Origin of the sequence: Massilia sp. TWP1-3-3, assembly GCF_049897805.1 — a bacterium.
In the GTDB taxonomy this organism is placed as follows: domain Bacteria; phylum Pseudomonadota; class Gammaproteobacteria; order Burkholderiales; family Burkholderiaceae_D; genus Telluria_A.
In genome coordinates this window covers 147,193-161,191 of the sequence record NZ_JAFCWX010000007.1, presented here as the reverse complement: position 1 = coordinate 161,191, position 13,999 = coordinate 147,193, and the positions used below count along the sequence as shown (strand labels likewise).

The 13,999-nt window shown below is 63.8% G+C and carries 12 protein-coding genes; 7 read left to right on the top strand and 5 right to left on the bottom strand.

Annotated features, from left to right (window positions below; all coding sequences use genetic code 11):
• Positions 1-159: 159 nt before the first annotated feature.
• From ACP7D4_RS09160 to ACP7D4_RS09135, 6 genes are all read left to right on the top strand, one after another.
• Complete coding sequence (locus tag ACP7D4_RS09160) at positions 160-1,272, top strand: Re/Si-specific NAD(P)(+) transhydrogenase subunit alpha (protein WP_426103813.1); 1,113 nt, start codon at positions 160-162, stop codon at positions 1,270-1,272.
• Positions 1,273-1,328: 56 nt separating this feature from the next.
• Positions 1,329-1,688: an aspartate 1-decarboxylase gene (panD, locus tag ACP7D4_RS09155; protein ID WP_426208829.1), complete on the top strand. Its 360-nt coding sequence runs from the start codon at positions 1,329-1,331 to the stop codon at positions 1,686-1,688.
• Between the two features lie 36 nt (positions 1,689-1,724).
• Entirely contained in the window at positions 1,725-2,054 is a 330-nt protein-coding gene (locus tag ACP7D4_RS09150) for a proton-translocating transhydrogenase family protein (RefSeq protein WP_426103811.1), read from the top strand.
• On the top strand, positions 2,051-3,514 hold the full coding sequence (locus ACP7D4_RS09145; protein ID WP_426103810.1) for an NAD(P)(+) transhydrogenase (Re/Si-specific) subunit beta: 1,464 nt from the start codon (positions 2,051-2,053) through the stop codon (positions 3,512-3,514). The genes ACP7D4_RS09150 and ACP7D4_RS09145 overlap by 4 nt, the downstream gene beginning before the upstream one ends.
• A 387-nt stretch (positions 3,515-3,901) precedes the next feature.
• Positions 3,902-5,272, top strand: coding sequence for a reverse transcriptase family protein (locus ACP7D4_RS09140; protein WP_426208749.1), 1,371 nt, complete (start codon positions 3,902-3,904; stop codon positions 5,270-5,272).
• A gap of 16 nt (positions 5,273-5,288) precedes the next feature.
• Entirely contained in the window at positions 5,289-6,245 is a 957-nt protein-coding gene (locus tag ACP7D4_RS09135; protein ID WP_426208748.1) for a M20/M25/M40 family metallo-hydrolase, read from the top strand.
• Here ACP7D4_RS09135 and ACP7D4_RS09130 read toward each other — a convergent pair.
• The 5 genes from ACP7D4_RS09130 to ACP7D4_RS09110 all read right to left on the bottom strand — a co-directional run bounded on the left by ACP7D4_RS09130 (position 6,238) and on the right by ACP7D4_RS09110 (position 11,603).
• The gene (locus tag ACP7D4_RS09130; RefSeq protein ID WP_426103807.1) at positions 6,238-7,152 is read right to left on the bottom strand and encodes a GGDEF domain-containing protein; all 915 of its coding nucleotides are present in this window, start codon (positions 7,150-7,152) and stop codon (positions 6,238-6,240) included. The genes ACP7D4_RS09135 and ACP7D4_RS09130 overlap by 8 nt on opposite strands.
• Positions 7,153-7,337: 185 nt before the next feature.
• Positions 7,338-8,480, bottom strand: coding sequence for a UbiH/UbiF/VisC/COQ6 family ubiquinone biosynthesis hydroxylase (locus ACP7D4_RS09125; protein WP_426208747.1), 1,143 nt, complete (start codon positions 8,478-8,480; stop codon positions 7,338-7,340).
• Positions 8,477-9,811, bottom strand: a complete 1,335-nt coding sequence (gene pepP, locus ACP7D4_RS09120; protein WP_426208745.1) for a Xaa-Pro aminopeptidase — start codon at positions 9,809-9,811, stop codon at positions 8,477-8,479. The genes ACP7D4_RS09125 and pepP overlap by 4 nt, the downstream gene beginning before the upstream one ends.
• Positions 9,811-10,533, bottom strand: a complete 723-nt coding sequence (gene murU / locus ACP7D4_RS09115; protein WP_426208743.1) for an N-acetylmuramate alpha-1-phosphate uridylyltransferase MurU — start codon at positions 10,531-10,533, stop codon at positions 9,811-9,813. The genes pepP and murU overlap by 1 nt, the downstream gene beginning before the upstream one ends.
• A 14-nt stretch (positions 10,534-10,547) precedes the next feature.
• Positions 10,548-11,603: an aminoglycoside phosphotransferase family protein gene (locus tag ACP7D4_RS09110; protein ID WP_426208742.1), complete on the bottom strand. Its 1,056-nt coding sequence runs from the start codon at positions 11,601-11,603 to the stop codon at positions 10,548-10,550.
• 98 nt (positions 11,604-11,701) lie between these two features.
• Between ACP7D4_RS09110 and ACP7D4_RS09105 the strand changes: the two genes are divergently transcribed.
• The gene (locus ACP7D4_RS09105; protein ID WP_426103802.1) at positions 11,702-13,975 is read left to right on the top strand and encodes an LPS-assembly protein LptD; all 2,274 of its coding nucleotides are present in this window, start codon (positions 11,702-11,704) and stop codon (positions 13,973-13,975) included.
• Positions 13,976-13,999 lie beyond the last annotated feature (24 nt).

Genomic DNA, 13,999 nt, shown 5'->3' with positions numbered 1-13,999 from the left:
AAAGCCACATTGATCTGATACAAAGAAACTGCGAATAACGCTAGGTTTGTAGCATAACCGGTTTGAAAATCGAGGATTGAGTCTAGAAAAAAAGAACGATAGTTCTATTTTGAGGTTTCCGTGTAAGATTCCAGCCAGTTTAATAATTTAGGAGGCGTCATGAGAATAGGCATACCGGCCGAAACGCGGCCGGGTGAAACCCGTGTTGCAGCAACGCCTGAAACAGTCAAGAAGCTCGCAGCCAAGCATCAAGTGGTAGTGCAGTCGGGCGCGGGCATTAATGCCTCCGTGATCGATGCAGCGTACGCCGCCGCCGGCGCCACCGTCGGCACCGCCGCCGACGCTTTCGGCTGCGACGTCGTGCTCAAGGTACGCGCGCCGAGCGCCGACGAACGCGCACTGATGAAGCAGGGCGCAGTCCTGATCGGCATGCTCAATCCTTTCGACCTTGAAAACATCGCCGCCATGGCCGCATCCGGCCTGCAGGCGTTTTCCCTCGAAGCGGTGCCGCGTATCACGCGCGCGCAGTCGATGGATGTACTGTCGTCGCAGGCCAACATCGCCGGCTACAAGGCCGTCATGGTGGCCGCCAATACTTACCAGCGCTTCATGCCGATGCTGATGACGGCCGCCGGCACGGTGAAAGCGGCGCGCGTGCTGATCATGGGCGTGGGCGTGGCCGGCTTGCAGGCGATCGCCACGGCCAAGCGCTTGGGCGCCGTCATCGAAGCGTCCGACGTGCGACCGCCCGTCAAGGAGCAGGTCGAGTCGCTCGGCGCCAAGTTCATCGACGTGCCGTACCTGACGGACGAAGAAAAGGAAATCGCCAAGGGTTCGGGCGGCTACGCCAAGTCGATGCCGCCGGACTGGATGCGGCGCCAGGCCGAACTGGTGCACGAACGCGCCAAGCTGGCCGACATCATCATCACCACCGCGCTCATTCCCGGCCGCGCCGCGCCGATTCTCATTTCCGAGGAAACCGTCAAGGCCATGAAGCCCGGCTCGGTGATCGTCGACCTGGCTGTGTCGCAGGGCGGCAACTGCCCGCTGTCGGAATTGAACAAGACCGTCATCAAGCACGGCGTGCACATTGTGGGCGAGCCTGACCTGGCCACGCTGGTGGCGGCTGACGCGTCGGCGCTGTATGCGCGCAACGTGCTCGATTTTCTCAAGCTGATCATCGACAAGGACGAGAACCTGGTGATCGACCGCGAGGACGAAATCCTCAAGCCGACCCTGGTCTGCGCCGGCGGCGAAGTGCTGCGCAAGTAGCGCCTGCAGATCGCGCGAACCGAATACCAACTTTAGGAAAGATGTAGACGATGTCCATGCAACGAGTAATGCTGCGCTCCAAACTCCACCGCGTCACCGTCACCCAGGCCGACCTGCACTATGAAGGCTCGTGCGGGATCGATGTGGATCTGCTGGAAGCGGCCGATATCTGGGTGAACGAAAAAATCGAACTGTACAACATCAACAATGGTGAACGGTTTGCGACCTATGCAATCGAAGGCCTGCGTGGCAGCGGCTGCATCTCGCTCAATGGCGCGGCGGCCCGCAAGGCCCAGCTGGGCGACCTGCTGATCATCTGCACCTACGCGCCGATGAGCGAAGAGGCGGCGCGGGAGCACACCCCCAAGCTGGTCTTCGTCGACGCGAACAATAAAATCACTTCAACGAAGAAGTAATTCTTCGCCCAAAAAAATTGAAAAGAGGGAGGCAACATGGAATTTGAAGTCAGCCACACCATCATCAACCTGATCATCTTCGTGCTGGCAATTTACGTCGGCTACCACGTCGTATGGACCGTGACGCCGGCACTGCATACGCCGCTGATGGCGGTCACCAATGCGATTTCGGCGATCATCATCGTCGGCGCCATGCTCGCCGCGGGCCTCACCACGACCCTGGTCGGCCAGGTCAGCGGCACGCTGGCCGTGGCACTGGCGGCCGTCAACGTGTTTGGCGGCTTCCTGGTCACGCAGCGCATGCTCGAAATGTTCAAGAAGAAGGCGCCCAAGGCTGCCGCTCCAAAGACGGGAGAGCACGCATGAGTTACATCACTATGAACATGGTCACCATGTTCTACCTGATCGCGTCGGTGTGCTTCATCCAGGCGCTCAAGGGCTTGTCCTCGCCCGCCACGGCGCGCAAGGGCAATGCCTTTGGCATGATCGGCATGGCCATTGCGGCCGTGACGACGCTGCTGATGATCCTCAAGATCAAGGGCCTGCAAACGGACGGCAGCAATTCGCTCGGCTACGGCCTGGTGCTGATCGGCGTTGTGGTCGGTGGCGCCATCGGCACCTTTGCCGCCAAGACGGTCGAGATGACCAAGATGCCGGAACTGGTCGCGGCGATGCACTCGCTGATCGGCCTGGCGGCAGTGTGCATCGCGGTCGCCGCGGTGTCGGAGCCGTCCGCTTTCCACATCGCCGAAGCGGGCATGAAGCTGCCTTTCGGGAACCGTCTTGAACTGTTCATCGGTACCTTTGTCGGCGCCGTTACCTTTTCAGGTTCGGTCATCGCGTTCGGCAAGCTGTCGGGCAAATACAAATTCCGCCTGTTCCAGGGCGCGCCGGTCAGCTTCCCCGGCCAGCACCTGGTCAACCTGGTCATCGCCGTGGCGCTGGTTGCTCTGGGCCTGGTGTTCTGTTTTTCCGATGCCGTTGAACCGGCATGGACGCCGTTCATCATCATGACGGTGCTGGCCTTTATCCTGGGCGTGCTGATCATCATCCCGATCGGCGGCGCCGACATGCCGGTGGTGGTGTCGATGCTCAACAGCTATTCGGGCTGGGCGGCGGCCGGCATTGGTTTTTCGCTGAATAATTCGATGCTGATCATCGCCGGTTCCCTGGTCGGTTCGTCCGGCGCCATCCTGTCGTACATCATGTGCAAGGCGATGAACCGTTCGTTCTTCAACGTGATTCTGGGCGGCTTTGGCGGCGATGCGGCGGCGACGGCGACGGCCGGTTCTGCCGAGCAGCGTCCGGTGAAGGCAGGTTCAGCGGAAGACGCGGCCTTCATCATGAGCAATGCGGAAACCGTCATCATCGTTCCCGGCTACGGCCTGGCCGTGGCGCGTGCCCAGCACTCGCTCAAGGAACTGGTCGAGAAGCTGACCCACAAGGGCGTGATCGTCAAGTATGCGATCCACCCGGTGGCAGGGCGCATGCCCGGCCACATGAACGTGTTGCTGGCCGAAGCCGAAGTGCCGTACGACCAGGTGTTCGAGATGGAAGACATCAATGGCGAATTCGGCCAGACCGACGTGGTGCTGGTGCTGGGCGCGAACGACGTCGTCAATCCGGCGGCCAAGGATCCGAAGTCGGCCATTGCCGGCATGCCGATCCTGGAGGCGTACAAGGCCAAGAGCATCATCGTCAACAAGCGCTCGATGGCGTCCGGTTACGCGGGTCTGGATAATGATTTGTTTTACCAGGCCAATACCATGATGGTGTTTGGCGACGCGAAGAAAGTGATTGAATCGATGGTCAAGGCTGTCGACTAAGTCCGGTTCATTGTCGCCAACAACGCACGGCTTGCCCGTGCGTTTTTTTATGCTGCGGCCTGCAAGCTGCCTGTGGAAAAAGCGCGGGGCTTTTCCGACCGCCGGCCAAAGCCTGCTCCTGTGGAGCTTTTGCGACACGATCAAACGCGAAGGGGGATTTATGTTTTTGCTCATATTGACCTTTCCTTAAAATTCGCCTACTGTGTTCCCCGGGGCGGATCCTTCAAGCCGGTTGGTCTTTGCCTCGTGTAAAGACTGCCTCTACGGGGTTACCCCGTGGGAAATTCAGTGTTCAGCACTTCCACCGCATGAGCGGCAGTGCGCTTGCGCGTACGTTTGCTCACGCATCACGAGACTCGTTGAAGGCTCTGCGCCCCCTTGCCGCTCATGAACCTTGACCAACACGCTGCGCTGGCGCTTGCCGACACCATGCTGGCCACAGACGCCAGCCTGGTTAGCCTGGTTGCGTGCGTCGCGCACGTCTTCGATGCCGCGCTGCCTTGGGCCCCAGGGGTGTGCGCGGCGCTCCTGGCGCGCACTAGCGACAATTTCCACTACTTCAGCCGCCATGAGCTGGCCGCCATTCTCCTCGAACTTGTCGGCAGGGGCGGCCACGCCACGCCCGACGACGTCCCGGCCGCTCCCTGGATCGCACTGCCCGCAGTGCGGCGCTACTGCATCGCGCCCCCGCTGCGACCGCCCGCACCTGCATGGCTGGCAGCACTCGGCTTGCCCGGCTTGCCGACAATTGGCGAACTGGCCGCGTGGCTTGGTGAACCCGTCGGCGCCGTCGACTGGTTTGCCGACCAATGGCGTCCCGGGTCCGACGCATCTTCGCCGCTACAGCACTACCACTATCGCTGGCTGCCAAAGCGCAGTTGCGGCTGGCGCCTGATCGAGATACCCAAGTCGCGCCTGCGCCTGATCCAGCAAGAGATCTTGCGCCAGATCCTCGACCTGGTGCCGCCGCACGCGGCCGCGCACGGCTTTCGGCGCGGTCGCTCCAGCGTCACGCACGCGGCGCTGCATGCGGGCCGGCGCGTCGTCATTCGCATGGACCTCAAGGATTTTTTTCCGAGCATCCAGGTGTCCCGCATCCATGCGCTATTTGAAAAACTCGGTTACCCGCCAGGCGTCGCCGCAACGCTGGCGCGCATCTGCGTCAACCGCACACCGGCGGGCGCCTTCAGTGACCGGCACACCGGCGGCTCGCTGCCGTGGGCCGAACGCCAGGCCCTGAAAACGCCACACTTGCCGCAAGGTTCCCCAAGCTCCCCGGCGCTGGCCAACCTGTGCGCCTACCGCCTCGACATCCGCCTCGAAGCCTTGGCGGGCGCGCTCGGCGCGACCTACAGCCGGTATGCCGACGATCTGGTGTTTTCCGGCGGGCCCGACCTCGAACGCGCCGCCGAGCGCTTCCATGTGCAAGTGGCGGCCATCGCCATCGAAGAAGGCTTCCGGGTCAATACCCGCAAGACGCGCGTGATGCGCGAAGGCGTGCGCCAGCAGGTCACCGGCGTGGTGGTGAACCGCCATTCGAATATCGCGCGCGACGAGTACGACATTCTCAAGGCCACGCTGACCAACTGCGTGCGGCACGGGCCCATGTCGCAAAACCACGAGAATCGATCCAACTATCGCGATTACTTGGCGGGCAAGATATCTTATGTGATGATGGTGAACCCGCACCGGGCAAGCAAGCTGCAGCGGCTGTTTCAGTCCATTGACTGGGCGGCAGGGCAGCTATCCATCGTGTAAATAGGAAGTCGCGTTCATGAAAAATCTGCTGGCGCTCATCGGTCTCATCTCGTTATTCGCCCCGAATGCTTTCGCCGCCAGCGCCACACCGCTCGCCGGCGCCGCACCACTCGACAGCGCAACCTTGCTCGCCGACGTACGCACCCTGTCCGCACCCGAGTTGGCTGGCCGCCGCACGGGAAGCGAGGGCAGCAAGATGGCGCAGGTCTACATCGCGCGCCGTTTCGAACAGATCGGCATCAAGCCGTTTGGCGCAAACTACGCGATGCCGTTTGCCTTTACCAGCCTGCGCGGCCAGGTCAAGACGGAGTATCCGGCAGCGCTCAACCTGGTCGGCCATATCCGTGGCAGCGTCCATCCAGAACGCTACATGGTGGTGTCGGCGCACTACGATCACCTGGGCGTCCAGAAGGGCGCCGCCTACCTGGGAGCCGACGACAACGCGTCCGGAGTTGCTGCGATGCTGGCCGTGGCGGCCTATTTCAAGCAGAACCCGCCGCAAAACACCATTGTCTTCGCCGCCTTTGATGCTGAAGAACTCGGCCATCATGGGGCGCGCGCGCTGGTCAAGGCGGCCCCTTTTCCGATCGCGAACGTGGCCCTGAACCTGAATTTCGACATGGTCAGCCGCAACGACAAGAACGAGATTTACGCAGCCGGCACGCGCTACACGCCGTCGCTCAAGCCGCTGGTCGCCAAGGCGGCCGCGAGCAGCAGCGTGAAGGTGAGGCTCGGGCATGACAGCAAGGTTCCTGGCGCGCCGCCGGACGACGACTGGACCGGCCAGTCCGATCACGCCGTGTTCCACGAGGCCGGCATTGCCTTCCTGTATTTTGGTGTCGAAGATCACGCCGACTACCATCAGCCGAGCGACTCTTTCGAGAAAATCGATCCGACCTTCTTTGCCGAGGTGGCGCGCCTGCTGGTCTCGGCCGCCGCGATCCTGGACCAGAATCTGGACACGCTCAAGTAGCCTGTTCGACCCGGTTGCGCCCGCCGTTCTTGGCCGCGTACAGGGCGCTGTCGGCCTTGGACAGCGCTGCGGTCAGCTCTCCCTCAAATGGCGCCAAGCCAATGCTGATCGTGACGTGCAGCTGCTCGCCATTGGACGTAAAGACCGGGAAGTCGGCCACCGCGTGGCGCATGCGTTCGGCCACGGCGCGCGCGGTATCGGGCATGGCGTCCGGGAACAGCAGACCGAATTCTTCGCCGCCGATGCGCGCCACGAAGTCGGTCGCGCGGGCCGCTTGCGCGATCACGGCGCTGACGGCGCCGAGCACCTCGTCGCCCACCGCATGGCCGTGTTGATCGTTGACCTTTTTGAAGTGGTCGATGTCGGCTACCCCGACCGTAATGACCGACCCGCCGCGCTTTGCGCGTGCCACCATGCGCGTCGCTTCGGCTTCGAACGCGCGCCGGTTGGGCAGGCCGGTCAGCGTGTCGCTCATGGCCTGCCGCTCGAGCTGGTCGAGCAGGGCGGCGTTTTTCGCTTCGGCCTGGCGGCGCGCGCGCAAGTCGCTCATGAAGGCGCCGAAATAGCGCACTGTGTCGACCACGCCCAGGTCGAGCGCCTTCATTTCGATGGGGATCATGTCGCCGGTACGGTGCCGGATCACAAATTCGCGCGGTGCGCGCAGCAGCGCGTCGCAGTCGTTTTTTTTGAGGAGACTGGCAACCGAGCCGGGATGCCCATCGCCGAACGATTCAGGCAGCAAGCCGGCCAGCGGCTGGCCGATCGCTTCGGCGGGAGAATAGCCGGACAGCGCCTGCATGGCCGCGTTCATGTAGCGGATGGCGCCGCTTGCATCGACCACGAGCACCGCATCGAGGGACTCCTCGATCAGGCGCGAGACGATGGCGGCGGGGAGGGTACCGAGCATGTGGCGGGAGACTCATTGATGGAGATGACGGTATTGTCCCACCAGTTCAGAAATGGCGCCGCACGGGCAATTGATTTACTGCCCTTGACCAACATCGTCCCCGCGTTTCGCGAGGACGATGTAACGCTGCTGCACCGTCGCCCCTTTAGCGGCACCAGCGCCAGCGAGGACGCCGGTGTGGTGTTTCAGCGCCGTCCGAACATCATCAGCTCGGCCAGCAGCGTGCGCGCCGGCGCCACCGTGTCGAGCACGCCCAGCGACAGAGCGAGCAGCGCCTGTACCGGCCCCGCGCCGGCAAACGCGCGCGCCATGGCGTCGGTCAGGCCCACGACCAGCTGGCGGTCGGCGCTGCGCTCCAGCGCAAACTTGCCAAGCGCCGCCGGCGTGGCTTCGTACGCCAGCAAGCGCGCCAACACGGCCGCGTCGCGCAACCCCAGGTTAAAGCCCTGGCCGGCCACCGGATGCAGCGTCTGCGCTGCATTGCCGATCGCCACCGTGCGCGCCGTTCCGGCCGCACCCGCATTCAAGCCGAGCGGATAGGCCGCGCGCGCGCCGGTCGCTGTAAAACGCCCCAGCCGGGTCCCGAAGGCTTCGCCCAGGCGCGCCAGAAAGGCTGCGTCGTCCAGCGCCAGCAGCGCCGCGGCCGTTTCCGGACGTACGCACCACACCAGCGCGTACTGGCGGCGGTCGTCGCCTTCTTGCGGCAGCAGCGCCAGCGGCCCTTCATCGGTGAAGCGTTCATAGGCGCGGTGCGCAATGGGCGCGCTGGCGCTCACGCGCGCAATCACCGCCGTCTGCCCGTAGTCGCGGGTGACGGCCTTGTTGTCCTGGGCGCCGAACAGGCCGCCTTCGGCCTGTACCATCAGCAAGGTGTCGAGGTCGCGCCCGTCGTCAAGCTTGATCCCCACGCCGTCGGCGTGCTCGAGCTGCCCGGTCACGCGCGCCGGCCGGATCACACCGACACCGGCGCGCTCGCAGGCCAGCGACAAGGCGGTGACCAGCTCGCCGTAGCGCGTCACGTAGCCGAGCGCCGGCACAGCGTGTTCGCTGCGCTCGATCACGCTGCGGCCAAAGTGGCCGCGGCGCGAGATGTGGATCTCGTGGATCGCGGTGGCGGCAATCGGCCAGGCGCCGATTTCTTCGAGCAGCAAGCGGCTGCCGTACGACAGTGCGATCGAGCGCGGGTCCGTCATCGCCGCACCGAGCGACTTGGCGTCGATCAGGCCAATGCGCCGGGCGGGCATGCCGCGCCGGGCCAGCAGGGCGGCCAGCGCCATGCCCACCGGGCCGGCGCCGCAGATGGCGACATCAAAGGTGGTGTTCGTCATGGGGCGCGCCGCATGGTCTGTTCGATGGCGGCCACGGTTTTGGGCGCCGCCTCGCTGAGAATGGCGTGGCCGGCGGCGGTGACGAGTACGTCGTCTTCGACGCGGATGCCAATATGCCAGAACTGTTCCGGCACGCCTTGTGCGGGACGCACGTAGATGCCCGGTTCCACCGTCAGCACCATGCCAGGCTGCAGCGCGCGCGACGGCTTGCCTTCGGCATGCACGTCGCGGTAGGCGCCGGTGTCGTGCACGTCCAGTCCCAGCCAGTGGCCGGTGCCGTGCATGTAAAACTGCTGGTACGCGCGTTCGGCGATGACGTCGTCGACGCTGCCGAACTTTTGCTTGGCGAGTAAGCCCGTGTCGAGCATGCCCTGCGCCAGCACGCGCACGGCCGCGTCGTGGATGGCGGTGTAGATGGTGCCGGGGCGAACCTGCTCCAGCGCGGCCGCTTGCGCCGCCAGCACCAGTTCGTACAATATTTTCTGCGGCTCCGTAAAGCGGCCGTTGACCGGGTAGGTGCGCGTGATGTCGGCGGCGTAGCTGTCCAGTTCACAGCCGGCGTCGATCAGGATCAGGTCGCCGTCGCGGCTTTGCGCATTGTTGACGGTATAGTGCAGCACGCAGGCATTCGCGCCGGCCGCCACGATCGGCGTGTAAGCGGGGAACTGGGCGCCGTTACGGCGAAACTCGTGCAGCAGTTCAGCCTCGATTTCGTACTCGAACATGCCGGCACGCGAGGCGCGCATGGCCCGTGCGTGCGCCTGGCCCGAGATGGTCGCCGCGCGCAGCATGAGCGCCTGTTCGCCGTCGTCCTTGAACAGGCGCATTTCGTCGAGCAGCGCGAGCAGGTCATGCGCCACGGTGGGCGCGGTCACGCCGCTGCGCGCCTGGCGCCGCACGCTGCCCAGCCACGTCTTCATTTGCAGGTCGAGCGCGGCGCTGTGGCCCAGCGCATGGTAGGTGGCCGGCGCGTTGGCCAGCAGGCGCGCCATTTCCGTGTCGAGTTCGTCGATGGGGAAGGCGGCGTCAAATCCGAAGGCTGCTTTCGCGCCGTCCGGTCCGTGCCGAAAGCCATCCCAGACTTCGCGCTCGGCGTTTTTCTGGCGGCAGAACAGGACCGCCTGCGCGGGTGCGCTGCCGTGCGCGGCGACCAGCACCAGCACGCTGCCTGGCTCGGTAAAGCCGGTCAGGTAATAGAAACAGCTGTCGTGCCGGTACGGGTAGTCGCTGTCGCTGTTGCGGCTGACTTCAGGCGCCGTCGGCAGGATCGCCACTGCGCCCGGGGCCATCCGTTGGCACAGGCGCGCGCGGCGCGCGCTGAAAGATGTCATCAGGCGCCCTTGACCTTGCCCGACAGCGGGGCGTTCAGTTCCTCGAGCTGCTGCACGGTGCCCACGTTGACCCACGGCCCTTCATACAGTTCGCCGCCCACCAGACCTTTGGCCGCGTACGCGCGGATCAACAAGCCCAGGCCGGCGCGCTGGCCCGGTTCAATCGCCTTGAACATCTCGGCGCGGTACACGCCGATGTTCGAGAAATTCCATTTCGGCTCGCCGTCGTTCGCGACCGAGAACATGTTGAGCGCAAAGTCGCCCTTGGTGTTGTGCCACGGGTTGGGGGTCAGGTACAGCCAGCAGGCGTCACGCTGCTCGCTCGTGTAAGCGTTGCCCAGTACGTCCTTGTCGTGCAAAACATCCTTGACTTGCTCGAAGTCGAAGTAGGGGCAGTAGATGTCGCCCGACAGCACCAGGAAGGGCTCCTCGCCCAGCAGGTGCAGCGCGTTGGCGATGCCGCCCGCCGTTTCCAGCGCCACCGCTTCGGCCGAATAGGCGATGGTCGCGCCGTACTTGCTGCCGTCGCCCAGTTCTTCCTCGATCATGTGGCCAAGGTACGCGTGGTTGATGACGATTTCGGTGATCCCGGCGCGCACCAGGTTCAGAATATGCCAGACGATCAGCGGACGCCCGCGGACCTTGAGCAGGGGCTTGGGACAGGTGTCGGTCAGCGGGCGCATGCGCTCGCCGCGGCCTGCGGCCAGAATCATTGCTTTCATGTTCGAGCCTTGAATTAAAAGGTGTAGCCCACGGTCGGCGCGGTGTCTTCGAAGGTGTCGAGCAGGCGCACCAGCGGCTTGAGGATGCCGTAGCGCCCGGCCGTCTTGCGCACGTAGCTGCTCACGGTGGCCAGGTCGCCCAGGTAGTGGCTCTTGCCGTCGCGGTAATTCAGGCGGCAGAAAATGCCCAGGATTTTCAAGTGACGCTGCAGCGCCATGAATTCAAAATCGCGGTAAAAGGCGTCGATGTCCGGGTTGACCGGCAAACCCACCTGCTTGGCGCGCTGCCAGTAGCGCACCACCCAGTCGAGCACGATTTCTTCGTCCCACTGCACATAGGCGTCGCGCAGCAGCGAACCGAGGTCATAGGTGACGGGGCCGAACACGGCATCCTGGAAGTCGAGCACGCCAGGGTTGCCCTGCTCGACGAACATCAGGTTGCGCGAGTGAAAATCGCGGTGCATGAACACTTGCGACTGCGCCAGGCAGTTGCTGGCGATGGCGTCGAACACGCCGTTCAGCGTGGCCGTCTGGGCGTCGGTCATGGTGATGCCCAGGTGCTTGCCGATAAACCATTCAGGGAATAAATTTAATTCGCGCATGATGAAGGCGCGATCGTATTCCGGCAGCTTGCCCGGTTCGCTGCTGAGCTGAAACTTGATCAGTGTATCGACGGCGTCGGAATACATTATGGGCGCGTTGTCGACCGTCAGGCGCTGCAGATAAGTGGTGCTGCCAAGGTCGCCCAGCAGCAAGAAGCCGTTGGGCACGTCCTGGGCGACGATGGCCGGCACCGTCACGCCCGCTGCCATCAGCAAGCCTTGCACGTGGAGAAAGGCCGGCACGTTTTCACGCTCGGGCGGGGCGTCCATGGCGATCAGGGTGTCGCCCAGCCTGGCGCGCAGCGCTGGGGCGACGTCGAGCCGGAAATAGCGCCGAAAGCTGGCGTCGGCCGAGGCCGGGCGGCGCGAAGCCACGTCGACCAGGCCAAGCGAGCCCAGCCAGGTGGTGAGCTGATCTACGCGTTGCTCTGGGGTGGCGATGGGGGGAGTTATTGATATTGATGACATGTTGCGAGCCGTGGAATCCGGTGAAAGGTGACAATTCCCATATAATAAGGGATTCAACTCAAAAAATCGCTTTCCATGGCGTTTCTCCCCGTCTTTTCATGAGCTGGTTTGCAGCTTCTCCTCCTTCGCAGCGTTGGGCCTATGCCCTGACGGCGCTCGTGACCGCCTCCGCGGTGCCGGCGTTCGCCCAGCCTCCCCAAAACAAATTGCGGATCGAGGAAAGCAATCCCACCGTGTATGTGGAAGCCGAAGAGATCGACGGGCGGCCCGATCGCGACGTCACGCTCAAGCGCAATGTCGAACTGATCCGCGGCGAAACCCGCCTTACGGCCGACGTCGCCTGCTTCAAGCAAGTGGAAAATGAAGTGACCGCGCAAGGCCACGTCAACATGGCGCGCTTTGGCGACCGCTACAAGGGCGACGAACTGCAGCTGAACCTGGCCTCGGGCAAGGGCTGGGTCTTGCGCCCCGAATACAAGATGGAATTGAACAATGCGCAGGGCCGCGCCGCGCGCCTTGATTTCATCAGCGAAGACGAAGCGCTCATCACCAACGGCACCTACAGCACCTGCGAAGGCCCCAATCCCGACTGGTATCTCAAGTCGTCCACGCTGCGCCTGGACGCCGGGCGCGATGTGGGCGTGGCCGGCAAGACGATCGTCTATTTCAAGGGCGTGCCGATTATGGGCGCGCCCGGCATGTCGTTCTCGCTGTCGGGCGCGCGTCGTTCGGGCTGGCTGCCGCCGTCGATCGGCCTGGGCGCCAAGGGCCGCGCCGAAGTGATGGTGCCCTACTATGTCAACATCGCACCGAACCGCGACTTGACCGTGTTTCCGCGCATGATGATCGGGCGCGGCCTGCAACTGGGCGCCACCGGGCGCTACCTGGGCGAGACCGACGCCGGAACCTATGCCGGCCAGACCCACCTCGAGGCGCTGTTCCATGACCAGATCACCAAGTCGGACCGCTGGCTGGTCAAGTCGACCCACGCCCAGGCATTGCGGCGCAACTGGTCGTTCGGCTGGAATCTGAACGCCGCCTCCGACGACGAGTACCCGAGCGACTTTTCGAAGTCGGTCTCGAGCAGCGCCGAACGGCAACTGCTGCGCGAAGTGCGCACCGACCTGTACGGCAAGTACTGGAGCCTGACGGCGCGCGTTCAAAACTACCAGGTGCTGCAAGACCCGGCGGCGCTGACCAACCCGGCGCTGTTCGTGCCGCGTCCGTACAACCGGCTACCCGAAATCCTGCTGCGCGCCGGGCGCTACGACGTGGGCGGCTTCGATTGGGCCGTGAATGCCGAGGCGACGCGCTTTTCGCATCCGGACCTGATCAGCGGCAACCGCGCGGTGGTGACGCCCCAGGTAAGTTACCCGGTGGTGCGCCCCGGCTATTACGTAACGCCCAAGCTGCTGCTGCATGCCAGCGCGTATCAGCTTGACAGCAAGCCCGACAGCAAGCCCGATAGCGCGCTCGGCAGTCAGCGCGACGGCAGCGTGCCCGGCACCCCCGGTTCGCTCTCGCGCGTGCTGCCCACCTTCTCGGTCGACAGCGGCCTGGTGTTCGAGCGGCGTGCCCGCCTGTTCGGGCGCGCCGTCACGCAAACGCTGGAGCCGCGCCTGTTCTACGTCTACACGCCGTACAAGGACCAGAGCCGGTTCCCGCTGTTCGACACGGCCGAGCCGGGTTTCAATTTCGCCCAAATCTTTACCGAAAACCGTTTTATCGGCTCGGACCGCGTGTCCGACGCGAACCAGGTGACGGCCGCGGTGGTCTCGCGCTTCCTGGAGTCGAATGGCGCCGAGCGCCTGCGCCTGTCGCTGGGCCAGCGCTTTTACCTGTCCGACCAGCGCGTGCAATTGCTGGGCAATTCGCCCGGCGCCGACAGCCGTTCCGACGTGCTGCTGGCCGCCAGCGGGCGCGTTTCCGAAACCTGGAGCGTGGACAGCGCAGTACAATACAATGCGAACACCAGCAGCGTGGTGAGCTCGAACTATGGCGTGCAATGGATTCCGGGCAAACAAAAAGTCATCAACGCCGAATACCGTTTCGTGCGCGACCAGGTCAAGAACCTTGACCTGTCGGCGCAGTGGCCGATCGGGCGGCGCTGGTATGGCGTGGGTCGGGTCAGTTATTCGCTCAGCCAGCACAAGACGCTGGAAAGCTTGATCGGCCTGGAATACAAGGCTGATTGCTGGGTGTTTCGCATGGGGGCGCAGCGTTTCGTCGTCACCACGCGCGACGCATCGACCCCGATTTTCTTTGAACTGGAGTTGAACGGCCTGTCCAAGCTGGGCACAGGCAGCCCGCTGGAATCGTTCTACAAGAGTATCCCCGGCTATTCCCGCCTGAACCCTGGCGCCGGCCGCTAGCCAAGATTTTCATTTTTATTCACC

Coding starts and splice junctions, on each gene's coding strand:
- ACP7D4_RS09145 (WP_426103810.1), top strand. CDS start 2,051: ATGAGTTACATCACTATGAACATGGTCACCATGTTCTACCTGATCGCG.
- ACP7D4_RS09105 (WP_426103802.1), top strand. CDS start 11,702: ATGAGCTGGTTTGCAGCTTCTCCTCCTTCGCAGCGTTGGGCCTATGCC.
- ACP7D4_RS09110 (WP_426208742.1), bottom strand. CDS start 11,603: ATGTCATCAATATCAATAACTCCCCCCATCGCCACCCCAGAGCAACGC.
- ACP7D4_RS09150 (WP_426103811.1), top strand. CDS start 1,725: ATGGAATTTGAAGTCAGCCACACCATCATCAACCTGATCATCTTCGTG.
- ACP7D4_RS09130 (WP_426103807.1), bottom strand. CDS start 7,152: ATGCTCGGTACCCTCCCCGCCGCCATCGTCTCGCGCCTGATCGAGGAG.
- murU (WP_426208743.1), bottom strand. CDS start 10,533: ATGAAAGCAATGATTCTGGCCGCAGGCCGCGGCGAGCGCATGCGCCCG.
- ACP7D4_RS09140 (WP_426208749.1), top strand. CDS start 3,902: ATGAACCTTGACCAACACGCTGCGCTGGCGCTTGCCGACACCATGCTG.
- ACP7D4_RS09160 (WP_426103813.1), top strand. CDS start 160: ATGAGAATAGGCATACCGGCCGAAACGCGGCCGGGTGAAACCCGTGTT.
- ACP7D4_RS09135 (WP_426208748.1), top strand. CDS start 5,289: ATGAAAAATCTGCTGGCGCTCATCGGTCTCATCTCGTTATTCGCCCCG.
- panD (WP_426208829.1), top strand. CDS start 1,329: ATGCAACGAGTAATGCTGCGCTCCAAACTCCACCGCGTCACCGTCACC.
- pepP (WP_426208745.1), bottom strand. CDS start 9,811: ATGACATCTTTCAGCGCGCGCCGCGCGCGCCTGTGCCAACGGATGGCC.
- ACP7D4_RS09125 (WP_426208747.1), bottom strand. CDS start 8,480: ATGACGAACACCACCTTTGATGTCGCCATCTGCGGCGCCGGCCCGGTG.